The organism is Rhodoferax sp. (assembly GCF_018780565.1).
GTDB lineage: Bacteria > Pseudomonadota > Gammaproteobacteria > Burkholderiales > Burkholderiaceae_C > Rhodoferax.
On sequence record NZ_JADMJN010000005.1, the window covers coordinates 491,502 to 515,440 of the forward strand.

Consider the following 23,939-nt stretch of genomic DNA (forward strand, 5'->3'; position numbering starts at 1 on the left):
CAATCAGGCCTGAAGTTCACGCCACTTGCCAAACGCCGGCCCACCTTGGGGCCACTGGGCCGCTTGCTCCACCTGTAGCACTCCTTGTGACAGCAGGCTTGCGGCCCCAATGACACCGGCATGGGTAATCCACACCGTGTCCTGGGCCAGGCGCTGCATCTGCGTCCACGCTTCGGCCACCCGTTGCATGAACTCGTGAACACTCTCCCTGCCGCCAAAGCGATGCGTGCCAAACGCGGCGGTCCACTGGTCAAAATCGGCTTGCGGGATAGCGTCCCAACGCTGTCCCTCCCAACAACCAAAGTCCATCTCGGCCAGGCGGGCATCGGTTATGTAGGGCAAATCAGGCCTTAGCTCTCTCAAACATTGGGCCAATTGCTCACATCTCTGTAGCGGGGATGCCACCACCCGAATACCCGGCGGAAGCGTCCGTGCCAAGGCTTGCGCAGCCTCCAGCGTGGCCTGGGATTCGGCTGGCATATTGGTGGCGCCGTAGCAAATGCCCGGTGCAATCAGGGGTTGCGCATGGCGCACCAGCCAAACTTTCATGTGTACCGCACCATCGGCTTCACAGGCTCACCGCCAGCCCCAGGTAAAACGCCAATTCACACGCCTGTTGCGTGGCACCCAGGCAATCACCGGTGAAACCCTGCAGACGCCGCCAAAACCAGCGCCCCATCAGCGCCCAGGCCAGGGCGGACGCGGCCAGTGCCACACCAAGCGCGCGCAGCATGATCCATGTCGGCACCTCGATTGCTACTAAATATGTAGCATACTGCGCATAAATTACAAGGGCCAGAGCCCCAAAACACCATATAAAAGCGCTGAACAGACTCTGCGCACTGATCTGATCAGCCAATGGTTTGGATTTGGAGCCGGCCACATCGCCAACATGCGGCATCAGGCGGATCAACAGCAGCGGCCAGGTGCGCGACACCACATGCGCCAGAAAAAGTGCCATGCACAGAAGCACGCCGCTGACCGAGCCCAACAGGGCCAGCAAGGACACCTTGGCCATCAAGGCCAGCATCATGGCGATCGCGCCAAAAGCCCCCACCCGCGAATCTTTCATGATCACCAAGGCCCGTTCCCGGTCCGGGCTGCCACCCAGCCCGTCAAACACATCGGCCAGACCATCCTCATGAAACGCGCCCGTCAGCAGCACGCCAAAGGCTGTCCCCCACACGGCCGCGACCAGCGGAGAAAACCCGCCATCGGGCAAGCAGGCCAACAAGAGCGCCGTGAAGCCAGCCACCAGGGCTCCCACCAGCCAGCCCACGCCCGGAAAATGCCCGGCACTGGCGCGCAGCATGGCCGGGCTGTAGCCCACCCAGGCGCCCAGCCGACCGGTCACCGGAATGCGGGTGAAAAACTGCAGCGACAGCAGGTAGTGGCGGCAAAACCGGCTCAGGAAGCTCATGCTGAACTGGCTTCCGTGGCGGACTTTTCGGACACCCCGGCAGACTCAAAACTGGCCATGTCACGCAGGATGGTGCAGGCCGACTGCAGCAGCGGCCAGGCCAGTGCGCCGCCCGAACCTTCGCCCAGGCGCAAGCCCAAGTCCAGCAAGGCCTGCACGCCCAGATGCTGCAACATGAACTCATGGCCCCGCTCGCCCGAGCGGTGGGCAAACACGCAGCGCTGCAGCACCAGTGGCTGCAGCGCGTGCGCCACCAGCACCGCCGAGGTGGCGATAAACCCGTCCACCACCACCACGCGACGCTCGTGCGCGGCTTGCAGCACCGCACCCACCATGGTGGCGATCTCGAAACCACCCAGGGCAGCGAGCGCATCCAGTGGTGCTGTGGCGTCGGGGTGGCGCGCCAGCACTTCGCGCAGCACCGCTGTTTTGCGTTGCACGGCAGGCGCATCCAGCCCAGTGCCGGCGCCCGTGCATACCTCAATATCCAGCCCGGCCAGTCGCGCCAGCAACAGGGAGGCCGCCGAGGTATTGCCGATGCCCATCTCGCCCAGCAGCAAAGCATTGCCTGGCAGGCCCATCACGATGTCCTGACCGTTTTGCACGGCTTGCAGGCATTGGGCCATGGTCATGGCGGGTTGCGCCGATGAATCTGCCGTGCCCTGCTCCCCACCGGCTACCTTGCGCACCTGCAAGCCCGGGCGCTGCGTAGGGGTGGGAAATCCCGCCAGGAAGTCGTGGTTCACGCCGCAATCAACCACCGTGAGGCTGATGCCGTTTTGGCGTGCCAGCACGCTCACGGCCGCGCCACCAGCGAGGAAGTTCTCCACCATCTGCCAGCTCACATCACTGGGAAAAGCCGAGATACCGCGCGCCGTCAAGCCATGGTCGCCGGCAAACACCACCAGTTGCGGCTGCGCCAGCGCGGGCGAGTCGGTGCCGAGAATTTCACCCAGCTGCAGGGCCAGGGACTCAAGCCGGCCCAAGGAACCCTGGGGTTTAGTCTTGTTGTCGAGTTTGTGCTGCAGCGCCTTGGTGAGCATGGGATTGCAGATGTCGGCCAGAGTGGGCATGGAATGAGTCATGGTGGGTGGTTCCGTTCGCGTAGATGGATTTGTTGAAAAAGATGAGGTGGGTGTTCAGGCGATCAGCGCCGACAAAACGCCAGCCTCGAAATGCTGCTCGATGTAAGTGGCCAGGCCGTCAAAGACCGCGTCCAATGTGGGTACCGGGCGCCCACCCAAACTGGCGCCAAACAGGGCCTGCAACACGGCAGGGTCTTCAAACAGTCCGTGCAGGTACAGGCCCAGCACATTGCCCGCGCCGTTCTGCCAGCCCAGACCATTGGGCAACACAGGGCGGGCCACGTCACTTGCAGCCGCCATCGCAGGGTGCTGCGCCGTCTGGCCATGGTGAATTTCGTAGCCACGCACCGGTACACCCGCCAAAGCAGCCCATGGATTTGCTGGCGCGTCGGCACAGCCTCCCGCATGGGTGGGGTCGGGGCCGGGGGCCGATTTCTGCGCATTTGGCAGTATGAGGCCCCCGGCCCCGGTCCCACCCGTGCGCCCCACCATGTCCGCGTTAAAACAAGCCGAGGTATGCCGCACCGTCTTGTCCAGGTCAAACACCGTCACCAAGGGCAGCAGCCCCAAGCCAGGCGCATTGCCGTCGATGCCGTGGGTGTCAATCAAGGCTTCGCCCAGCATCTGCAAACCGCCACAAACACCCAGCACGGGACCGCCCCGCCCTGCATGCGCAGCCACCGCTGCATCCAGCCCCTGCCGGCGCAGCCAGGCCAGGTCACCGCTGGTGTTTTTGGAGCCCGGCAGAATGATCCAGTCGCCCGGCGCCAGACCCGCCAGTTCGGACGGGCTGCGTACCCATTGCAGTCGCACACCAGGAATGTTCTTCAGTGACTGAAACTCATCCAGATTGCTGATACGGGGGTAGGCAATGACCGCGACTGTGAGAGCGACCGCACCCGGTGCGGTGCTGCGGTCATCGAACACACCATCTTCTTCGGGCAAACCGTGCTGCCACCACATGGGCAGCGTGGCTACCGTAGGCACGCCCGTGAGGTTTTGCAACATCTGCGGCGCCGGCGCCAGCAGGCTCGCGTCGCCGCGAAACTTGTTCAGTACATAACCCTTGATCAAGGCGCGCTCGTTCTCGGGCAGCAGGGCCCAGGTACCGTACAGGTGGGCAAAGGCGCCACCACGGTCGATGTCGGTCACCAGCAGGCAGGCCGCCTTGCTGTGCAGGGCAACCCGCATGTTGACGATGTCACTTCCGGCAAGGTTGATCTCGGCAGGTGAACCGGCACCCTCGATCACTACCACTTCGTTCTCTGCAATCAGTTCATCCAGTGCCTTGGCAATCACAGGCCACACGCTGGCACTGCGCCCACGCCACGCCATTTTCGATAGCGCCTCGTCCACCTGTCCCATCAGCACAACCTGGCTGTGGGTATCGCGTTCAGGCTTGAGCAGGAGCGGATTCATGCGCACATCGGGTACAGCGCGGGCCGCAAGCGCCTGGAAGTACTGGGCACTGCCGATTTCACCTTGCTCAACCACGCGGGCGTTGTTGCTCATGTTCTGCGCTTTGAACGGCGCCACTTTCAAGCCCTGGCGGGCGTAATAGCGGCACAGGGCCGTGGTGAGCCAGCTCTTGCCGGCACCGCTGGTGGTGCCCAGTACCATCACACATTGAGCGCTCATGTCATCTCCCGGATCGATTGCCATGCCGCTTTCAAGGCATCCTGCGCTTGCGGCGGCTGCACGCCCAGGCGCACCTGCCCCGACAAACCAAACGAGGTCGCGTCCCTCAGCTTGATGCCAGCCACCCGCAGATGCTGAAGGACTGCGCTCAGGTCGTCGGCGGGGGCCGGCTGTGCGCAAAAGAAGTTCGTTTCGCTGGGCAGACAAGTCCAGCCCAGGGCTTGCAGCATACCGATCTGCCGGATCTTCCAGTCTCGCAGTGTTTGCAGACTCGCCGCCAGCCAGGCCTGCACCTCTGGCTGCACCCAGGCCTGCAACATGGCCACGCCATGGGCTCCAACGGGCCAGGAAGGACACAGGCGTTCCAGCGCCGCCACAGCGGCCTGCGCGTCCAGCGGGGCGATGACATAGGCCGCACGCACGCCGGTCAGGCCGAGTGCCTTGTTGGGTGTCCATAGCTGCCAAACCTGTGCGCGCTGGGCGTCGGACAAGGATGCATTTCCACTCAGACGCAGCGGCGCGTAGGCACAGTCCAGTACCAACACAGGCCGGGTTGGCATGCGCGCCCCGCCACTGGCGCAGCCATCCACCAACCAGCCCGGCCAGCAGGCATGCCTGCCACCCAGGGGGCTTGAAGGTTCACAAGCCCACAGCAGCTGGGCGTCATCCGCCTGTGCCGCCCGACCCAGATTCCAGGCAAGGGCTGCTTGCGCATAGTCGCCGTAGCTGTGCGGTGGCACATGCACATGACGCCCGCCTTGTTGCGCCACCCATGCAGTGATCCGAAAGATGAACTCGCTGGCACTGCCCGCCAGCAGCACGCGCTGCACCTCAACCCCATGAAACGCTGCGAGCTGTGCACGCAGTGCTGCGTAACTGGCATCGGGGTAATGCATGGCATCGGCTTGTGTCACGGCAGCCAGCGCCTGTGGACAGGGGCCACAGGCATTGCTGTTGGTGGAAAAATCAAAATGCGGCACGCCCCGTGCGTCCGGACCACCGTGAATACGTTGCAGAAAGGTTGAGCTCATTGACATCACAGCATCCAAAACACTACGATAAAAATAGCAGGAACAGCAATGAATACAAGGGCTACCACCACTTTTGATGCATAAACGGCGGCACGCAGCGTATCTGCTGCCTGCGCCGCACGGCCGGTGGGGTTCAATGTATAGACCCCGGGCTTCTCCAGTCGAACGCCCAATGCCAAGGCCATCGCCGCCATGGGCCAGCCGCTGTTGGGCGACGGCGTGCAACGCGCCTGCGCACGCAACATCGGCCATGGCAAACCACCGGCCACCGCTGCCAGCCAAACACCCGTCAGGCGCGATGGAAGCCAGGACAAAACATCGTCCGCACGGGCAGCCCACTTGCCGGCCCAGGCCCAGTGACGCCCCTTGTACTGGCCCGGATAGCCCCACATGGCATCTGCCGTATTGGCAAAACGGTACAACGCAGCGCCCGGCAAGCCAAACAGCATGAACCAGAAAATGGGGGCAACCACCGAGTCGCTGAGGTTTTCCGCCAGTGATTCAATCGCGCTTTCACGCACCTGGGTCTCGCTCAAGGTGCTGACATCGCGGCTAACCAGCCAGGACAAGCGCTCACGCCCCGCAGCCACGGAGCCGCCTCGCGAGGGAGCCAGTGCGGCTTCCACTGCCAGAACCTCGTCACGCAGCATGGCCCACGCCAGCAGGGTCTTGAGCAGCCAGCTCATCAAAGCAGTTACCGTCGCAGCGCCACACAAAACCAGCACCAGTGCTTTCAAGCCTGCCCCGCCGGCCCAGGGTGCGGCCAAGGCCCGCGGCAGCTGCGCAAGCACCTGCAGGCTGAGCCACTGGACACCCCACGATGCCATCAACACAACAGCTGCCCCAGCCATCCAGGCGAAAACCCCAAGTGAAAATGCCTTGTAATCCGGCTCAGTCGCAGGAGTCTTCAGGTCGGTCGGGGCAATCCGCGCACCCGCCCACGCCAGGTAATTGCCCATCCATACCACGGGATGCCAACGCACCGACGGTTCCCCGAATCGCACATCCAGCCAGAGCGCCATCCACAACGCCGCAACCGTGCACACAGCCACCCCCGCCAGCACAAAACTGTCAGAGATCAAATAGGCAACAAGGATCATGACGGCAACACCCGGCAATGGGCCTCAGTCTTCGATGCCGCGCTGCGCGGGAATACCGGCCTTGAACGCGTGTTTCACCATGGTCATCTCGGTCACTGTGTCGGCCAGTTCAATGATCTCGGGCGGACAGCGTCGCCCCGTGAGCACCACGTGCACATGGCCGGGCCGCTCGCGCAGGGTCTGCAGCACATCATCCAGTGGCATCCAGCCGTAGATCAGCGGGTAGGTGATTTCATCCAGCGTGACCATGAAATAGTCGCCGCTCATGATCGCTGCTTTGGCCTTTTGCCAGCCATCGCGCGCCAGCTGGGCCGAGTGCTCCAGGTCCTGACTTTTCCAGCTGAAACCATCACCCAGGCCCTCAATCGGAATACCGAGTTGTTCAAACATGCGGTGCTCGCCAAAGCGCGCGGTGGGTACTTTCATGAACTGGAATATCTTGACCTTTTTGCCCCGTCCATGGGCGCGCAATGCCAGTCCGAAAGCGGCCGTGCTTTTTCCTTTGCCGTCCCCGGTATTGACGATGACAATACCGCGGCGCTCGCCTTCGGATTTTTCGTAGGGCTTGACCGAGGGGGGTGTTTCGATTTGCATCAGCTTGTCTTTCTTGATGGGGGGGCGAGTTTCAATTCATCTGGCCTGGCTTTTGGCAACGCGATCCATTGGCCGTCCAGCGCGTGGATGGCAATGCGCTTGTCAAACACATCTTCCAGCGCCCGGTGCGTGGCGGCGTCTGCGCTGGCACCCTGATGGGTAACCCGGCCCTGCGCCATGACCACCAGTTCATCGGCATGCAGCGCCATGCTGATCTCATGCAGCACACTGACCACGGTTTTGCCTTCGGCGATAAGGGCATGCACCACCTCCAGCCAGTCGGCCTGGTGTGGCGGGTCAAGGTTGGCAAGCGGCTCATCCATGAGCAGCACCTGCGCCTCGACAGCCAGCGCCCGGGCGAGCAGCACGCGCTGGCGCTCCCCGCCGGAGAGCTGTCCCAGCGCCCGGTGGCGCCACTCCCAGGCTTGTGTGGATCTCAAGGCACGCTCCACCGCCGCGTGGTCCGCCGGGCTGGGGGCGGCCAGCCAGGGCTGATGCGGCAGGCGGCCCAACATGGCAACGTCCAGCACGGTGAGGTCATCGCCCGAGGATTCGTTCTGGCCAAGCCACGCCAGCTGTCGGGCACGCTTGCGCGCCGGCAGGCTGTGCAAGGGATGACCCAGCAAGGCCACTGTGCCGCTGTGGGGCAACAAGCCCGCCAGCACCTTGAGCAAAGTCGATTTGCCAGCCCCATTGGGCCCGACGATGCTGGTCCAGCGGCCAGAGGGCAAGCTCAAGTCAATGTCGTGCAATACGGGCACATTTCCGAGACTGGCCTCGATCGAATGCGCTTGAATGGCTATTGAGGTGGCAGCAAGGTTCATGTTCACCCTCCTCTCCCAGACGGACTACGGCGGTGCATCAGCCACAGCAGGTAGCCGCCCCCCAGCACAGCGGTAAGCACACCCACCGGCAATTCCTGCGGCGCAATCAGCCAGCGCGCCAGCGTGTCGGCCCCCATCAGCAAGGCCCCGCCCATCAGGCTGGACATCCAGATCAGCCGGCCGTGCGTGCACCGTATGACCGATCGCACCAGATGCGGCGCAGCCAGGCCCACAAAGGCAATCAAACCCGTTTGCGCCACGGCCGTGCCCGTGGCCAATGCCAGCACGGCCACCAGTGCAATGCGCAGCGGCGCCAGCGGCAAGCCGAGGCTGTGGGCCGTTGCCTCACCCAGGCTCAAGCCATCCAGCACCCGGCCCAGCAAGCCGCCCGCTACCACGCACACCGCCCACACGCCCGCCATCAACAGGCAGGCCGTCCAGCCCACAAAAGCGGTAGAGCCCAGCATGAAGGCCTGCATGGCCTGCAGCGAATCGGGTGAGAACAAAAGAACCAGATGCGTCATGGCGCCCAGCACCACACCTACCACCACCCCGGCCAGCAACAGCCGCAGTGTGTGCTGCACCCCGCGCGAGAGCGCCAGCGTCAGCAACACGGCCAATACTGCGCCGGCAAAAGCCGCGCCGGTCAGGCCCAGGCGCACCAGCACACTGCTGGAAAACACGCTGACCACCACCCCACCGCCATTCATCATGCTGCCCCCCAGCATGCCAGCGCCGCCACCCATGGCAGCCAGCGCCAGCGCCACCCCCAGAGATGCGCCCGAGGCACTGCCCAGCAGATAGGGGTCGGCCAGCGGGTTGCGAAACAGGCCCTGCGCCAGCGCACCGGCCAGCCCCAGCAAAGCCCCGGCGGCCCAGGCACCCAGGGTACGTGGCAGGCGAATGTCCCATACGATTTGCCGCGCCATGGCGTAGGCCTCGGGGTCCTGTTGCGGGTTGAGCAAGGGCTTCACCAGATTTTCATAGCCGGTGCTGCCCACACACACGCCCAGGAGCACCAGAGCCAGACTCATCCCCAGCAGGGCCCAGGTCAGCCATGCGACACGCTGAAGATTCAAGACTTGCCCCCCTTTGTCGACGCCTTCGGTGCCTTGGCACTCAGGCATTGGGCCATCAGTCGTGCAGCTTCGGCCATGCGCGGACCGGGTCGAACCAGGGTGTTGGCCTGTTCGGCGGGAAATACACACACACGCTGCTCGCGCAGGGCACGGATGCTGCTCCAGCCGGGGCGCTGCGCCAGGCCGTCTTCGGAACGCTGGCCAATCATGATCACATCCGGATTGGCACGCACGACGTATTCAGGATTGAGTTTGGGAAAAGGTCCCAGCCTGGCGGGCAGGATATTTTTCACGCCCAGGCGAGTCAAGGTTTCGCCAATGAACGACAACTCCGCCGCTCCGTAAGGCCCGGGGTTCACCTCGAAATACACGCGCGTGCCGCTGACGCTGGCTGGCAGCGACTGGGCGGCTGCCGAGACGCCGGCGTCAATCGCGCGCCAGATGCGCTGGGCATCCGGCACGTCCAGCAGCTGCCCCAATTTAAGCAGGACGCGCTGAACGTCAGCATGGGTCTTGGGCTCCAGGGCCACCACCCTGATGCCCAAGGCCCGCAATCGTTCCCCAGCCCGCGAGCTGGTGGCCAGCAGCACCACATCGGGCTTCAGCGCCACAACGGCCTCAATATGGGGGTCAAGCCCGCCCCCCACCAAGGGCAGCTTCTGAACGCTTGCAGGGAAATTGGAATACCGGTCCACACCCACCAGCCGATGGCACTGGCCCAACTCGCAAACGCTCTCCGTCAGCGAGGGCAGCAGGCTCACGATGCGCTGCGGTGGCTTGTCGAAATGGACAACCACGCCGCGGTCATCCGTCACTTGCAGGGCACGGGCGGCGTTGGCCAGCCCCAGGGCGGCGACAAAGCACATCAGCAGCTTGAACACGCGTTGCAGGCCAGACGCTGTCATTGTGAATCTTTCAAAGTCAATGGCAGTCCCGCCGCCATCAACGTGACGCGCTGACAGGCAGCAGCCACATTCTGGTTGAGCTGGCCCAGTGCATCCACAAAGGCCCGCACCTGCGCCCCCATCGGGATCACGCCCAGTCCAATCTCGTTGCCCACCAGCACGATGGGGCCTGCAGCCTCTTCAATTGCTATCAATAATGGAGCTACCCGCACTCGTTCCACATGGGCCATGTCCCTATTTCTCCCCATAGTGCCTGAAGCCTGCTCATCTGCCGGCATCAGGCAGTTGGTCAGCCACAGCGTGAGGCAGTCCACCACCACCAGCGTGTCCGCCCGGCTGCATCGGGAAATGGCCTGCGCCAGCGCCAGCGGTTCTTCCACTGTCAACATACCCGGTACTCGCTCGGCACGGTCCGACTGGTGGCGGGCGATGCGCTGCTGCATTTCTTCGTCCCAGGCCTGCGCGGTGGCAATCAGCACGGCACGGTGGGTCGGGTCAGCCCCCAGCCATTGGCGCGCCAGCAACTCGGCACGACGCGACTTTCCACTCTTTTGCCCACCCAAAATCAGCTCACTGCGGGCCACGTGCATGGCGGCTTCGGTCTTGTTCATGCTGCGAACGCCCCGCTTTGTTCTGCATCCATCCAGCCCATGATGATGCTGTGCATCTGCGCTACGCCATCGGTCAGTGCCGCCGGACCCGGCTGCAAGATATCGGGCGACTTGATTTCAAACAACTGGTGGTGGCGCACCGCCTTCACAGCACCCCAGCCTTCACGGGCAGCCACGTTCTCGGCGCGAAACTTCTTGCCGCACCAGGAACCCAGAATGATGTCGGGGTTGCGCCGCACAATCTCGGCACCGTCCGCAATGATGCGGTTTTTGCCCAGGGACTTCCCCGCCAACTCGGGAAAACAATCATCGCCCCCGGCCAAGCCCAGCAACTCCGACACCCAGCGGATGGCACTGATATGCGGCGTATCCCACTCTTCAAAAAACACCTTGGGGCGTCGCGCTCCAGCCTGAACACGCTGGGCCACCGCCGCCTGCATGGTGAGTAGGTCTGCCTGCATGCCTGCAATGCGTTGCAGCGCCTGCGCGCCCTCGCCGACCATGGACGCCACCTGGAACAGCACTGAAAAAATCTCCGCCACACTGCGCTGGTTAAAAATGGTGACCTGAATTCCACGGCGCACCAGTTCGGCAGCAATGTCGGCCTGCATGTCGGAGAAACCCAGCACGCAATCGGGCTTGAGGGTAAGAATTTTGTCGATCTTGGCGCTGGTGAAGGCACTGACCCGCGGCTTCTCGTCGCGCGCCCGGCGAGGTCGCACGGTATAGCCGGAAATACCGACAATGCGATGCTCCTGCCCCAACAGGTACAGCCACTCGGTGGTCTCCTCGGTCATGCAGACGATACGCTGCGGACCTTGGGGCAAGGCGAGCAGGTTCAGGCTCATGCGGCCAACTCCACCTTGGCAGGCGGGGAGAACAGCTCCACAACCGCCTCGGGACAGGAAGGAAACCAGGCATGGAAGTAACTGGCCCGAACCGATCCCTGCACCCACAGGGCTTCTCCCGCATCGGGCATCGGATCGGCATCGGGTCGGGCCGTGCGCAAGCTCGCCTCAAGTGGCGTGTCTGTCGTTGAGTAATGAAAGGTATGACCACGCAAGGTGCCGCTGGGCAAGCGCAACTGCTGCGGACCCAGGGCGGCCAGACGCTTTTGCATGGTGACGACACCCCGCAGCAAACCCCACTGCGCATGGTGCTGGCCGTCCACGGTGACCAGCGTATCGAACAATGCCATCATGCCGCCGCACTCGGCCCATACCGGCTTGCCAGCCTGGATGTGAGCGGCCAGGCTGGCGCGCAGCGCCGTATTGGCAGCAATGGTCTGCGCATGCAATTCGGGATAGCCGCCGGGAATCCACACCGCATCACAGGCCGGCAGCGCAGCATCAGCCAGAGGCGAAAAAAACACCAGCTCAGCACCCAGGGCACGCAGGCAGTCCAGGTTGGCGGCATAGATAAAACAAAACGCAGCGTCGCGCGCCACTGCAATGGTTTTCCCTTGCAGTCCAGGCACCGGCACCACAGTGCGCGCGTCTTCAGCCGGATTGAACTCCACACGCCAGCGCTGCAAGTCCTGCAGCGTCATTTGCCCCAACGGGGTGGTGGCCAGGGCATCGGCCGCTGCATCGAGCCGCTGCAGCGCGTCCCCCACTTCGCTGGCCACCGTGAGGCCCAAATGCCGCTCGGGCAAAGTCATGGCGGCATTGCGCATCACCGCGCCCATCCACTGGGCAGGTTCGCGCACGCTGCGCTCAAGCATGCCCGCATGCCGCTCGCTGGCCACGCGATTGGCCAACACGCCAGCCCATGGCATATGGGCCCGGTAATTTTGCAGGCCAAATGCCAGCGCCCCAAAAGTTCCGGCCATCGCAGAAGCGTCCACCACCGCCAGCACATGCAGGCCAAAGCGCTGCGCCAGGTCCGCGGCGCTGGGCTCGCCGTCAAACAAGCCCATGACCCCCTCCACAATGATCAGGTCGGCTTGCGTTGCAGCCTGGCTCAGGCGCGCGCGGCAATCGGCTTCGCCTGTCATCCACAGGTCCATCTGGTACACCGGCGCACCGCTGGCCAGGGTGTGCCAATAAGGATCCAGGAAATCCGGTCCACACTTGAACACACGCACTTTGCGACCTTGGCGCGTGTGCAGACGCGCCAGCGCGGAGGCAATCGTTGTTTTGCCCTGACCGGAGGCGGGGGCGGCAATCAGGATGGCGGGACAGTGGGATGACGACATAGTCAGGCGGATACTTTCAGGGATTGAATGAGCAGGGGTACGACATCACATCGCCCACGACAAGGAGACGAAATAGTTTCTGCCAGGCACCGAATAGCCGTTGACCAGCGTGTATTGTGTATCTGTCAGGTTGTTGACTCTCGCCATCAGTACCAGGTCCTTGCGCAGTTGCCAGCTCACTCCCGCGTTCAACAAACCATAGCCGGGCAAAATATCCCGCCCAGTGCCCACCACCTTGGCATCTTCCCGGTCACTGGACAACCTGAGCTCACCAAAGAGGCTGATTTCGTCCATGCGGTGATTGACCCGAAGATTCAGAATGTTTTGCGCCACACGCACAAAGCGCAAATCATTAGGCTGGGTGCGCGGGTCGGCATAGTCGTAGGACACGGCGTAGTGGGTTGCACCGTGTTGCAGGTCAGCACTCAGCGTGGCGCCACGCAAAAGCGCCAGAGAACTCTGAACGTTGGTGGCAGGAACAATGAAACCCTGGATTTCACTGTAGTACACCACGGCACCAAGACTCAAGGCACCCTGCCCGTATTTCAGGCCGACTTCACTGGCCCGGTTTCTTTGCGGCATCAGTGTGGCCGTGCCAAAACCCGGGTAATACAACTGATTGACGGTGGGCGCCTGAAAACTCGTGCCCATGCTGGCCACGGCCCTGAGATGCTCGGTCAACTTGTAGCCGCCGGAAAAAGCCCAATTGTTGAAACTTCCAAACTGGGAATTGTTGTCCCGGCGAAGCACCGCCAGCGCATTCCAGGCCGGGTGATTGAATGCATAGGACATCATGGCACTGCGCACCGCGCGTTCTTTCACTGCGTAGTTGACGGAGCTTTCAACCGCCTCCGTGCGATTTTCCAGAAGCAAGGTCAGAACGTCCTGCCCCAAGGCGAGATCGTTTTGCCAGCTCGCCTGCGTGCGCCTGCTGTTGAAAGCGCTATTGCCACCCAATGCGCCATCCGGAATGCGGAAATATTCACTCACGGAATCCTCGTTACTGCTACCCAGGACCAGCGTTGACTTCCATTGAGGCAACCATTGGGCCGCCCATTGAAGGTTGACATTGTTGAGGCGAGCAATGGCGCGGGCGTCCGAATTGAGCTTCGTCAATAGCAAGGGATTGGGCGAAGGCGTCCCGTCAAACTGGTAGTTGGTCCGGCTCTGCAAAATACCCAGTGTCAATGCGTGCGCATTTGACAATCTGGTTGAAAGTTTGACATCGAAGCTCTTTGAAGAAAATCCGTCCTCATCGGCGTTAAAACCACTGGAAGCCGGATTGGTGGCCACGCTGATACCGCTGGCCTTCTCACCCGACACGCCAAGGCTGTAGCCCAAGGCGCCAGAAGCACCACGAATCGACGCACCCGCCTGACGCTGGCCGTCGGAGCCTGCGCCCACCGTGGCATTGAGTTGCAGCGTATCCGTTGGCGCGCGGGTGAATATCTGAATCACTCCGCCCACAGCATCCGGGCCGTACAGTGCCGAAGCAGCGCCCCGCAAAATTTCGATGCGTTCGATGCGATCCAATGGCATGTTTTCAATGGAAGCGCCGCCCGATGTGGCGGACCCAACCCGAACACCATCGATCAAGACCAGTGTTTGCGTGCCTGTGGCACCGCGCAAAAAAATGCTGGTGGAGGACCGGTAACTGCCATTGGCCGTGAACTGAACCCCCGGCTGCTGGGCAAGTATCTCGCGCAGCGAAGTCTGCCCCGCTTTGTCCAGAGTTGCTCGATCGATGATGGACACATCAGCAATGACATCCGTCACGGGCGTGGCAACGCGGCTGGCCGTCACAACGACCGGCTTCAGCGAGAGAGAGTTCTGGCTATTTGCGGGGGACACAGAAGCAATAACCAAGGCAAGCGGCGCCACGGCAAGCCGACAGAAGGCGCGAGTGCGCACAAGAAGAAGAGAGGTTTTCATAACGACCAGCATCAAAAGCCCTCACCGTCGTCCCCGACAGTGCATGAGCGGCAAGGCTGCGCGACAAGGCGTGCAGCCACCTTGTTGGCCGGTATCCGGGCTGGTGGAACAACCTCCATCGCCTTCCCAAGCGCGTGTTCAGAACGCTCAGTGGCCGTGATGGAAGCGGAATCAGAAGATTCGTCCACTTACCGTTGCGGGGGCAGCGCAGGTTAGGTTTGCCATGGGCGGCAACCCCTCCTGCTTCCCGTTGAACTGCGGCGTGTGAACCACACCGCGAGCACCAACATGCGCATTTTACGCGGGACTTGCTGTCGCTAACCCTACAATGCGGGTTCTATGGCGAATCAGACCCAAATCGACCAAATTGCCGAGCGTGTGGAGCGACTGCTCGTGCGCTACGAAGAGCTGCAGCGCACCAATGCCCTGCTCAGCAAGCAGGTCGACACCCTGACCCAGGAACGCGACTCCCTCAAATCCCGACTCAGTGCGGCCCGCGCACGCGTCGATGCGCTGCTGGAGCGCTTGCCTGACATGGCGGCCACAGGCTCGCCAAAAGGCTCTGCATGAAACAACTCGAAGTACAGATCATGGGGCAAAGCTACCTGCTGGGCTGCCCCGAAGGTGGCGATTCCCGCCTGCTCGAAGCCGTTGAACGCGTTGATACGGCCATGTGCAAGATTCGTGACGGCGGCAAAGTTCGGGCGCGGGATCGCATCGCCGTACTGGCAGCCCTCAACCTGGCCTTTGATCTGGCCGACCGCCCTCCCCCTGCGCCACTGGCAGCCCCCCGAGCCACAGCATCGGACGCAGGCCCTCGCGAACCATCGGAAACAGGCGACCTGCTGCTGACCTCCCTGCTGGAGCGCCTGGACGATGCCCTCAGTGGTGACGGTCGATTGATCTAGCGACTGCACCACCCAAAATCCCCCTGCCGCACGCCTCTATTTTTTCTGCCAGGTCTATAAGGGCCTACAATCTTCAATGTCTGCGGTGCTCGCCGGGCTTTATATTTCCTTGAACCAATGCTCTTAGAGCCCGGGCCTGGAACATTGCCCTGCTAGCGTGATCATCTCGCGTTAGATGAACCCAAAGCTTGCGCTGACCTAGCCCACCTGAACCCCGGTTCAGGATGCCGGTCCGGTGGCATTCGCAGACACCTATCACCACACCCCCATGAACCTCGAACCACTTCTGATTGTTGAACTCGCCGCACTCGGATTGGGCACCGGTTTTCTGGCGGGCCTTCTGGGTATCGGCGGCGGAATGTTGATGGTGCCGTTCATCACCATCATCCTGTCGGGTCGCGGCATCAGTCCAGACCTCTCTGTGAAAATGGCGATAGCGACCTCCATGGCCACCATCATCTTCACGTCGGTTTCAAGTGTGCGAGCCCACCACAAGCGGGGTCTGGTCCGCTGGGACCTGGTGAAGGGTCTGGCACCCGGCATCGTCTGGGGCGGGGCCGTGGCCAGCTTGGGGGTTTTCGCCATTCTCAAAGGCTCATGGCTGGCACTGTTCTTTGCGGCTTTTGTCAGTTTTTCTGCCACCCAGATGTTTTTGGACAAGAAGCCAGCGCCGACGCGACAAGTTCCCGGTACAGCCGGACTCATCGGTGCTGGCGGAGTCATTGGCTTTCTGTCAGGACTGGTCGGCGCCGGTGGCGGCTTTGTCAGTGTGCCTTTTATGACCTGGTGCAACGTCGCTATTCACAACGCCGTGGCCACGTCGGCAGCGCTTGGTTTTCCCATTGCATTGGCCAACGTGATCGGGTACATCATCAGTGGCCAGAGCGTGCAAAACCTGCCACCCCATTCCTTTGGCTACATTTGGCTCCCGGCCCTCGCAGTGATTGCTACTTGTAGCGTCCTGACGGCACCGCTGGGTGCGCGTGCGGCGCACAAGCTGCCCGTCAAGCAACTCAAACGGGTTTTCTCCAGCATCCTCTATCTGTTGGCTGCCTACATGCTCTACAAAGGTCTGGCGAGCGCGTAATACCCGCCTGCCTGTGCCTTCAATCGGTCAGCGTCGGACCGGGCAGCATTACGCTTGAGGCAAAGACCTCATCAGTTCTTCAAACTCATGGGCAGGCAAGCCGGGTGAACACAGGTAGCCCTGAAAGGACTCACAATCCAGCGCGGCCAGATAGTCTCTCTGCGCCACGGTTTCCACGCCCTCAGCCACCACTTTCAGCTTCAGTCCGCGCGCCATACCAATGGTCGCGCTCACAATCGCGCGATCACTCTCGTCTTCCGGTAAACCGGTTACAAAGGAGCGGTCAATCTTGAGCTTGGAGATGGGAAATTTTTTCAGATACGCCAGACTGGAATAACCTGTGCCAAAGTCATCGATTGACATGGCAACGCCCAGCGTTGCCAAAGCATGCAGGCGGCCCAGGGCCTCATTGGCATCCTTCACGAGAATGGACTCCGTCAATTCCAGTTCAAGCAACTGCGGTGCCAGCCCGGTACCCCGGATGACGCTGGCCACCATTTCAACAAAATCAGACTGCTGAAACTGAAGCGCCGAGACGTTGATAGACACAACCACGGGCGTGCCACGGTTCTGCCAGGCAGCCGCCTGTCGCACCGCCTCTTCCAGCACCCAGTTACCTACAGTGATGATGAAACCCGTTTCCTCGGCGAGGGGAATAAAAAGCGACGGCGGCACATTGCCCAGCTCCGCATCGGACCACCGAATCAAGGCTTCTGCTGCCAGCAGTTGTCCGTTGGCCAAGGATATCTGCGGCTGATAATGAAGACGAAACAGCCCCTGCTCCATGGCTTGGCGCATGGCATGGTCCATTTTCATGCGGGACAGGAGATCGACATTCATCTGCGGCTGGTAAAAACGGAAACTGCCCCGCCCACGCTCCTTGACCAGGTACATGGCGGTGTCCGCGCATTTGATCAGTTCATCCAGCGTTCGGCCATCTTCAGGAAATAGCGCAATGCCGATGCTGCATCCTACAGAAAAACTCATCTCATCAATCTGGAACGGTCGTCCCATCAAATCCAGAATTCGGCGCGCCAGGACTTCAGCGCCGTGGGCATCGATCTCCTGCAGGAAAATCACAAATTCGTCGCCGCCCAGTCGGCACAAGGTGTCAATGTCACGCAAACACCGCTTGATGCGGTCCGCAACTTCAACCAGAACACGGTCGCCAAATGAATGGCCCATCGAGTCATTGATGTTCTTGAAGCGATCAAGATCAATGAAGAAAACGCCAAACTCTCCGCCATTTCTTTCAGCCATACGGACGGCAAAATCAGCCCGCTGCGACAACATCAGCCGGTTCGGCAGTCCCGTGAGCACATCACTGTAGGCCAGTTGCTCAATGCGTTTTTGGGCCGCCAGCTCTTCGGTCAAATCCTTGAAAAAACCGATGGTGTGCGATACCGCACCCTGATCGTCGCGCAACAAAACCCAGGAAACCTGAACTGCACAAGATGCGCCGATTTTCCTCTTGAGCCACACCTGTCCGCGCCAATAGTTCTCCTCAATCAGTGTCTGCCCCACACGGGCGATCATCTTCTGATCGTGCGGATCATGAAACAGCTCCTCTGACGATGAGCCCATCAACTGCGCCAAAGAAGTTTCTGTCAGTCGCTCACAGGCTGGATTGACGGCCAAAATGGCAAAGTCCGCGCTCGTGATGAATATCGCATCCAGGCTGGATTCAAATACCTTTGCGGCCAGACGTAGCCGGGACTCGGCGTCCCTGCTTTGCGTAATGTCTCTGAATGAGAAAACCCGGCCAGTCGGCTGACCTCGGCTGTACTGTGGCCTTGTCACCCGTTCCAGAACCCGGCCTGAAGTCAAAATCAGAACATCGGAAGTCTCCAGCAGAACGTTGTCTGAAATCTCCTGGAGACGCCTGGCATACGATGGGCCGTCCAGCACACGATTGGCCAGGTGAGCATAGAGAGCGGCATCATGTCGAGTCAACAGAAGCTCTTCCGGCACATCCCACAGCGCCGCAAAATGCCGGTTGTAATTTCGGATCGCGCCATTCAGATCACTGACCAATATCCCATCGGCCGTCGATTCAAGTGTGGCGCGCAGTTCCGCCACCAGCCGCTCCAGTTCATCCTCGGTACGGCGCTGCTGGCGCAAGTCACGAATTCCAACCACATACACCGGATGCTCAGGCTCTGGCCAAACCCGGCTAACTCGCCGCTCCACGGGTATCGCAATACCGTCAGCGCCACGCAACAGCGTTTCCGAGTGAATATTGTTAATCAGACCGGCGGCAATATCTTCCCAGAAGAACTGGTCTTCGGGCGTTGCAGTCAATTCAATGGCAGGTTTGCCAACCAGATCTTCAGACACCAATCCCAGCAATTCTGCGGCAGCGCGGTTCACCGCGAGGATTCTGAGCGTGACTGGATCAACCAGCCAAACAGCCTCCAGCAGGCCTTCGATCAACGGGCTCCAGGCCAGGGGTTTCAAGCGGCTACCTCGGCACTACCAGGGTCAACCGCTCTTTCAAAGAAATAGCAAATCCGTTGGCGGGGAGACAAATAATCCATCGCAGCTCTGGGCAAACTTGCGGCCTTGAGGCTGCGGCGGATTCCAAGAGCAGGTGCCAGCTCCAGGTCCAGTATCAGAGCTTCGTGCTTCGAGACAGCAGGTTCGTGAACCATCACCCGGGGCTTGAGCGGTCGCGATGAGTTGACAGACACAACCAGTGCATACCGTTCATCGACCAACTGCACGACTGACCCCGGTGGGTAAACCCCCATCATGCGAATGAATGCGCTGAGGACCACGCTGTCAAACCGGGATTTCAATTGCGCAAAAATCAGTGACAAGGCCTCATGAGGCGTGATCGCCGCAGCAGGTCGACTGGGATTACACAAATTCTCATAGCGATTCACCAAGGCGAGAATTTTGGCCGGCATGGATAGCTTGTCACCCTTGAGGCGCGAGGGAAAGCCACTGCCATCCACCAACTCATGATGCTGGCTAATGGCTTGCAAAGCACCGGGGGTCAGCTCCATGCTCTTGCCCAATGCAATACCCTGCGCCACGTGTTCCTGATAGAGCTTGTATTCGGCTGAAGAAAAATTTTCTTCCAGCCAGCGAACCCGGTCGGGCAACTGGGATTTGCCAATGTCATGCAAATACGCTGCCATACCCAAGTCAACCATATCCGACTGAGACAGCCCCAGGGATTTTCCGAGCAGAAGAGACACAATGGTGACATTGACAGGGTGCATGGAAGCCTTGTCACCCATCCCTTCAGACAATAGGCGAATGGCCGTTTCACCGTCGCCCAACATTTCCGTCACCAGTTTGTTGACCAGGGCAAGACATTGCTCCATGACCACTTGGGGTTTCGAACTGACTTGCTCCACTGTCGTCTTGTATTGGCGAATGGCCTCTCCAAACCGTCGCTCGCAAACCAGCAGACTCCGCTGTTGTGCACCCAGCAAATCGCTTCTCAGCTTTCGCAGGCGAAGATCCTCGGCTTTTGCGGCTGCGCGCTCTGCCTCTGCTTTTGCCTGAGCACTCAAATCATCCGCCGACAAGCTCCCGGGCACCTCGACAAGAGTGGTCTCACCAGTGAGATCACTCTTTTCAGGAACATAACGAACCCGCTTAAGCCCAAGCCCCTGAATAATCTCAATTTGCTTCTGCGAAGAGATCTTGAAACTACCCTTGGGAAAAGGATGCGACATCCAGCCCACCTCAAGCTCAATGAACATACCTGTTCGAAGCTGATGGACATCAATGAATTCGGACTGTGCTGTGTTCATGCGCAAGTCACGATCGTGAAAGGGAATCGCAAATTACTTGGGGCCTGGGTTGCAAACAATGAACCACCATACTCGCTACGCAGGGTAAACGCCACCATACCCCAGCATAAGTCGGGGTCAAAGGTGATATTGATCACAGGAATTGTCACTTGTTTATCTTCCGAATTTCGTAGGCCATCGGCGTGAAAAAATGGAGGAGGTCTCTGGCGTTCGGTAGTGCGTCATTGATTTATTCAGGACAATCAGGCGATCAGTGGATGTATCGCCGTTGGCCGGCTGCATCCTTGCGGCAGTGAGAATATCATGACTGCATCTATGTAAGGAACTGCCTATGCTCGATCTGTATTACTGGCCAACTCCAAACGGCTGGAAAATTTCCATCATGCTGGAAGAATGTGGATTGCCATATCAACTGGTACCCGTCAACATCGGCAAAGGTGAACAGTTCGCACCAGAATTTCTCACCATCAGTCCAAACAACCGCATGCCTGCCCTTGTTGATACGGAGCCCACTGATGGAGGAGAACCAGTCTCCGTTTTTGAAAGCGGGGCCATTTTGATTTACCTTGCAGAAAAATCGGGACAGTACTTGCCGAGAGAGATGCGCGGTCGACTGCAGGTACTGGAGTGGCTGATGTGGCAAATGGGCGGCCTGGGTCCCATGGCCGGACAGAATGGACACTTTCTGCTGTATGCCCCGGAAAAAATTCCATACGCCATAGATCGTTATGGAAACGAGGTGAACCGCCTTTACGGAGTCCTCAACACACAGCTTGGGAAAACAGGGGCATTCGTCGCGGGATCGGAATACTCCATTGCCGACATGGCAATCTTTCCATGGGTACGTACACACAAGGCTCAGAATGTTTCGCTCAATGGGTTCCCCCATGTAGAACGTTGGTATAACGCCCTGTTCCAGAGACCAGCAGTCAAACGGGGACTTGATCTGGGCAAAGAACTTCGCGCGGGCACGATGACCGAAGAAGCGCGCAAGGCCCTGTTTGGGCAGACTGCGCAAAGCGTACGCGATGGAAATCACAAACTCAATTGAAGGCTCACCACGATGATTGAATTCTTTTTTGACTGCTCCAGTCCCTGGACTTATCTCGCTTTCCATAACATCCAACCCTTGGCCGCCGAGTTGAATGAATCGATCCATTGGCGTCCTGTGCTGGTTGGGGGCATTTTCAATAGCATCAACCCCAGTGTTTATGCGATGCGCGAGAATCCGGTACCAGCCAAAAAAGCCTACATGCTCAAGGATCTTCAGGATTGGGCCCGTGCAGCGAACCTGAAGATTGTCATGCCGCCTAAGGTGTTCCCAGTGAACAGCGTCAAAGCCATGCGCGCCTGCATCTGGCTGGAATCACAAGGCAAACTGGTACCCTTCGCCCGGGCAGTGTTTGAGGCCTACTGGTCGCAGGAAGAAGACATTTCACAAGATGCAGTGTTGAAGAGCATCTGCGAGCAAACTGGCGTGAACTGGGATGACTGTGTAGCCGGTATTGCGCAACCTGCAATCAAGGAGCAACTCAAGCTCAACACAGAAGAAGTGATACGGCGCGGCGGGTTCGGTTCACCCACGATCTACCTCGGCGACGAAATGTATTTTGGCAACGATCGATTGCCGTTGGTGAAAGCGGAAATTTTGCGACGACGTGCGAGTTCAGCGTCATAAGTTGACGATTTCCCATCATTTCAGGCAATAAAAAAGGCCTGATCAATCGATCAGGCCTTTAAATATTGGTGGGATGTGCGGGGGTCGAACCCACGACAAACGGATTAAAAGTCCGCTGCTCTACCAACTGAGCTAACATCCCATCAGGGTTTCACTTATTAATTTTCATCAATCTGTGAAGCCTCAAATTATAGCGTGTTTTTTAAGTGTTTTTACCTTCTGCAGAAATTCGATCAAGAATCCAACCAGCAGCACACTGTCCAAACGTGGCAGTCACACTGACCACCGACCCGTAACCATGGCAATTGAGCGTCCCGTCTCCCTCAACCTCACATGAGGCATCTGGAGATTTCACAGCCTCACGGCTGAAAACACAGGTCACCCCAATTTTTCGCCCCTCTTTGGGAGCAGCATGCTCTTTTCGAAGGCGATAACGCAGCTGTGCCAACAGGGGATCATAGGTCGTATTGGCGAGGTCGTCGATGTCCACCAAATGAGCATGTCGCTTGCCACCAGCCGCACCTACCGAGACAAAAATCGTCCCACAGCTTCGAGCCCATGCAGCCATTGCAGTCTTGGCCTTAACCTGATCACAAGCATCAATGACGGCAGTCACGCCCTGCGGCAGTATTGCAGGCCAATTCGACTCTTCGACAAATTCCTCAACGCAGGTTACCTCGCAATCCGGATTGAACGACAGAATGCGATCCCGCATGGCGAGTACCTTGGCCTGCCCAACTGTCGATTCAAGCGCATGAATCTGGCGATTAATATTGGATTCGGACACATGGTCCAGATCGATTAAGGTCAGTCGTCCGACGCCACTTCGCGCCAGCGCCTCGGCACTCCAGGAGCCAACGCCTCCCACACCAATCACCGCCACATGCGCCGCAGCTATTTTTGCAGCACCCGCGACACCATAGAGACGAGCCAAACCACCAAATCGCCGATCCACGCTCAAACCAGGCGCTCCAAACGCCACATCTGATATTTCAGTGCCAAAACAGCTCCTGTCAAAATCGCGGGGACCGCTATCAAACTAGTAGCGCTCAGGGTGGAGATTCCGCTCAGGCCCTGCCCAACAGTACAACCCATGGCGGTCACACCACCCACACCCATGAGAAAGGCCCCTACAAGATGATTGGCAACATCTTCCGTTCCTCCGAAACCTTCCCATCGAAAGGTTCGGACTGACAAGGCACACATCCAGGAGCCCACGATCACGCCGGCAACAGAAACGACACCCACCGTCAGCACCTTGCTCTTATCGCTAAAAAACATGAGCCAATCGAGCGAATAGGCAACTGGCGCCACAAAACTCAGGGCCTCGGCACGTCCAGAATTTGTGGCAAGGAAAGCCTCCTGTAGTGTCTCGGGGTGTTCCGCGACAAAGCCCATGCTCCCGCTAACCCACCACATGGCAGTCACCACGCAACCAATAGCGATACCAGCTATCAAATTCTCTGCACGTCGGAAGTCGCGCCCAACAAGCGCCCATACGATCAAACCACCACCCAGTATCAAGCCCAATGTCAACCCGGCGGTAGACGGCGTTATCGCAAAAGCAGCTGCCAGCCACTGCGGCAGTGAGGCCCCCGCTGCGAAATCGACACTGACGCGATCCACCGTTGCGACCCGCACCACCGCTGTAATGCCCTTCATGGTGGCAAAAGCGGACACGCCCATGACAATGGCAACAACGAGCGATTTCAGACTACCGCCACCGATGCGGACCAAGGTCTTGCTGCCGCACCCCGACGCCAGCACCATGCCGAAGCCAAATAAACTCCCGCCCACCGCAGCCGATAGCCATATCCAGCGATTGGAGGCATAAATGACTTTGCTTGGATCTACCAATCCGAGGTACGCCAGGATGCCGAACCCCGCCATGGCCACACCAATGGCCAGAGCCCATTGGCGCATTCGCGTCCAGTCCCCCATGTTCACGATGTCACTGACCGCGCCCATAGTACAAAAATGCGTTCGCTGTGCAACCGCACCAAACACGATGGAAAGAATAAATGTTGCCCACAACACTTGCGTGCTGAGTGTGGCTAGATCAGATGCTTGCATCGCTCGATTT

23 protein-coding genes, 1 tRNA gene and 1 riboswitch are annotated in these 23,939 nt (G+C 59.7%); of the genes, 5 read left to right on the forward strand and 19 right to left on the reverse strand.

What is annotated here, in order from left to right; translation table 11 throughout:
• Positions 1-3 precede the first annotated feature (3 nt).
• The 14 genes from IV109_RS09740 to IV109_RS09805 all read right to left on the reverse strand — a co-directional run bounded on the left by IV109_RS09740 (position 4) and on the right by IV109_RS09805 (position 14,416).
• Entirely contained in the window at positions 4-549 is a 546-nt protein-coding gene (locus tag IV109_RS09740) for a histidine phosphatase family protein (protein ID WP_296695338.1), read from the reverse strand.
• A 19-nt stretch (positions 550-568) separates the two neighbouring features.
• The gene (locus tag IV109_RS09745; protein ID WP_296695340.1) at positions 569-1,420 is read right to left on the reverse strand and encodes an adenosylcobinamide-GDP ribazoletransferase; all 852 of its coding nucleotides are present in this window, start codon (positions 1,418-1,420) and stop codon (positions 569-571) included.
• Positions 1,417-2,505: a nicotinate-nucleotide--dimethylbenzimidazole phosphoribosyltransferase gene (gene cobT, locus IV109_RS09750; RefSeq protein WP_296695342.1), complete on the reverse strand. Its 1,089-nt coding sequence runs from the start codon at positions 2,503-2,505 to the stop codon at positions 1,417-1,419. Before cobT ends, IV109_RS09745 begins: the two co-directional genes overlap by 4 nt.
• Before the next feature lie 54 nt (positions 2,506-2,559).
• A complete protein-coding gene (locus IV109_RS09755; protein ID WP_296695344.1) occupies positions 2,560-4,143 on the reverse strand; it encodes a cobyric acid synthase in 1,584 nt (527 codons plus the stop codon).
• Positions 4,140-5,174 (reverse strand): aminotransferase class I/II-fold pyridoxal phosphate-dependent enzyme, encoded by a 1,035-nt coding sequence (locus IV109_RS09760; RefSeq protein WP_296695347.1) that lies wholly within the window; start codon positions 5,172-5,174, stop codon positions 4,140-4,142. The genes IV109_RS09755 and IV109_RS09760 overlap by 4 nt, the downstream gene beginning before the upstream one ends.
• Before the next feature lie 5 nt (positions 5,175-5,179).
• Positions 5,180-6,196 carry an adenosylcobinamide-phosphate synthase CbiB gene (gene cbiB, locus IV109_RS09765; protein WP_296695746.1) on the reverse strand — a complete coding sequence of 339 codons (1,017 nt, stop codon included), beginning with the start codon at positions 6,194-6,196 and terminating at the stop codon, positions 5,180-5,182.
• A gap of 102 nt (positions 6,197-6,298) precedes the next feature.
• Positions 6,299-6,868 (reverse strand): cob(I)yrinic acid a,c-diamide adenosyltransferase, encoded by a 570-nt coding sequence (gene cobO / locus IV109_RS09770; RefSeq protein WP_296695349.1) that lies wholly within the window; start codon positions 6,866-6,868, stop codon positions 6,299-6,301.
• A complete protein-coding gene (locus IV109_RS09775; RefSeq protein WP_296695350.1) occupies positions 6,868-7,692 on the reverse strand; it encodes an ABC transporter ATP-binding protein in 825 nt (274 codons plus the stop codon). Before IV109_RS09775 ends, cobO begins: the two co-directional genes overlap by 1 nt.
• Before the next feature lie 2 nt (positions 7,693-7,694).
• A complete protein-coding gene (locus tag IV109_RS09780) occupies positions 7,695-8,771 on the reverse strand; it encodes an iron ABC transporter permease (protein ID WP_296695352.1) in 1,077 nt (358 codons plus the stop codon).
• On the reverse strand, positions 8,768-9,676 hold the full coding sequence (locus IV109_RS09785) for an ABC transporter substrate-binding protein (RefSeq protein WP_296695354.1): 909 nt from the start codon (positions 9,674-9,676) through the stop codon (positions 8,768-8,770). The genes IV109_RS09780 and IV109_RS09785 overlap by 4 nt, the downstream gene beginning before the upstream one ends.
• Positions 9,673-10,287 (reverse strand): bifunctional adenosylcobinamide kinase/adenosylcobinamide-phosphate guanylyltransferase, encoded by a 615-nt coding sequence (locus IV109_RS09790; RefSeq protein ID WP_296695355.1) that lies wholly within the window; start codon positions 10,285-10,287, stop codon positions 9,673-9,675. The genes IV109_RS09785 and IV109_RS09790 overlap by 4 nt, the downstream gene beginning before the upstream one ends.
• A complete protein-coding gene (locus IV109_RS09795; RefSeq protein WP_296695358.1) occupies positions 10,284-11,135 on the reverse strand; it encodes an ABC transporter substrate-binding protein in 852 nt (283 codons plus the stop codon). The genes IV109_RS09790 and IV109_RS09795 overlap by 4 nt, the downstream gene beginning before the upstream one ends.
• A complete protein-coding gene (locus IV109_RS09800; RefSeq protein ID WP_296695360.1) occupies positions 11,132-12,484 on the reverse strand; it encodes a cobyrinate a,c-diamide synthase in 1,353 nt (450 codons plus the stop codon). Before IV109_RS09800 ends, IV109_RS09795 begins: the two co-directional genes overlap by 4 nt.
• Positions 12,485-12,529: 45 nt before the next feature.
• On the reverse strand, positions 12,530-14,416 hold the full coding sequence (locus IV109_RS09805; RefSeq protein WP_296695363.1) for a TonB-dependent receptor: 1,887 nt from the start codon (positions 14,414-14,416) through the stop codon (positions 12,530-12,532).
• 68 nt (positions 14,417-14,484) lie between these two features.
• Positions 14,485-14,719, reverse strand: a riboswitch (cobalamin riboswitch).
• Positions 14,720-14,755: 36 nt separating this feature from the next.
• On the opposite strand from IV109_RS09805, the gene IV109_RS09810 reads away from it, so the two are divergent.
• The 3 genes from IV109_RS09810 (at position 14,756) to IV109_RS09820 (ending at position 16,411) form a co-directional block, all read left to right on the forward strand.
• Positions 14,756-14,986: a DUF904 domain-containing protein gene (locus IV109_RS09810; protein ID WP_296695365.1), complete on the forward strand. Its 231-nt coding sequence runs from the start codon at positions 14,756-14,758 to the stop codon at positions 14,984-14,986.
• Positions 14,983-15,324: a cell division protein ZapA gene (locus IV109_RS09815; RefSeq protein ID WP_296695368.1), complete on the forward strand. Its 342-nt coding sequence runs from the start codon at positions 14,983-14,985 to the stop codon at positions 15,322-15,324. The genes IV109_RS09810 and IV109_RS09815 overlap by 4 nt, the downstream gene beginning before the upstream one ends.
• Before the next feature lie 268 nt (positions 15,325-15,592).
• Positions 15,593-16,411: a sulfite exporter TauE/SafE family protein gene (locus tag IV109_RS09820; protein ID WP_296695371.1), complete on the forward strand. Its 819-nt coding sequence runs from the start codon at positions 15,593-15,595 to the stop codon at positions 16,409-16,411.
• 48 nt (positions 16,412-16,459) lie between these two features.
• Here IV109_RS09820 and IV109_RS09825 read toward each other — a convergent pair whose 3' ends face one another.
• Together IV109_RS09825 and IV109_RS09830 are read right to left on the reverse strand one after the other, a co-directional pair.
• Positions 16,460-18,868, reverse strand: a complete 2,409-nt coding sequence (locus IV109_RS09825) for an EAL domain-containing protein (RefSeq protein WP_296695374.1) — start codon at positions 18,866-18,868, stop codon at positions 16,460-16,462.
• Positions 18,865-20,178 carry an HD-GYP domain-containing protein gene (locus IV109_RS09830; RefSeq protein WP_296695376.1) on the reverse strand — a complete coding sequence of 438 codons (1,314 nt, stop codon included), beginning with the start codon at positions 20,176-20,178 and terminating at the stop codon, positions 18,865-18,867. Before IV109_RS09830 ends, IV109_RS09825 begins: the two co-directional genes overlap by 4 nt.
• 331 nt (positions 20,179-20,509) lie before the next feature.
• Here IV109_RS09830 and IV109_RS09835 point away from each other — a divergent pair, with 331 nt between their 5' ends.
• Complete coding sequence (locus IV109_RS09835; RefSeq protein ID WP_296695378.1) at positions 20,510-21,229, forward strand: glutathione S-transferase N-terminal domain-containing protein; 720 nt, start codon at positions 20,510-20,512, stop codon at positions 21,227-21,229.
• A gap of 12 nt (positions 21,230-21,241) precedes the next feature.
• A complete protein-coding gene (locus tag IV109_RS09840) occupies positions 21,242-21,856 on the forward strand; it encodes a 2-hydroxychromene-2-carboxylate isomerase (RefSeq protein WP_296695381.1) in 615 nt (204 codons plus the stop codon).
• A gap of 66 nt (positions 21,857-21,922) precedes the next feature.
• On the opposite strand, the gene IV109_RS09845 is transcribed toward IV109_RS09840, so the two are convergent.
• From IV109_RS09845 to IV109_RS09855, 3 genes are all read right to left on the reverse strand, one after another.
• Positions 21,923-21,998: transfer RNA gene (locus IV109_RS09845), tRNA-Lys, on the reverse strand.
• 60 nt (positions 21,999-22,058) lie between these two features.
• Positions 22,059-22,847 carry a tRNA threonylcarbamoyladenosine dehydratase gene (locus tag IV109_RS09850; RefSeq protein WP_296695750.1) on the reverse strand — a complete coding sequence of 263 codons (789 nt, stop codon included), beginning with the start codon at positions 22,845-22,847 and terminating at the stop codon, positions 22,059-22,061.
• A complete protein-coding gene (locus IV109_RS09855; RefSeq protein ID WP_296695383.1) occupies positions 22,814-23,929 on the reverse strand; it encodes a YeeE/YedE family protein in 1,116 nt (371 codons plus the stop codon). Before IV109_RS09855 ends, IV109_RS09850 begins: the two co-directional genes overlap by 34 nt.
• Positions 23,930-23,939 lie beyond the last annotated feature (10 nt).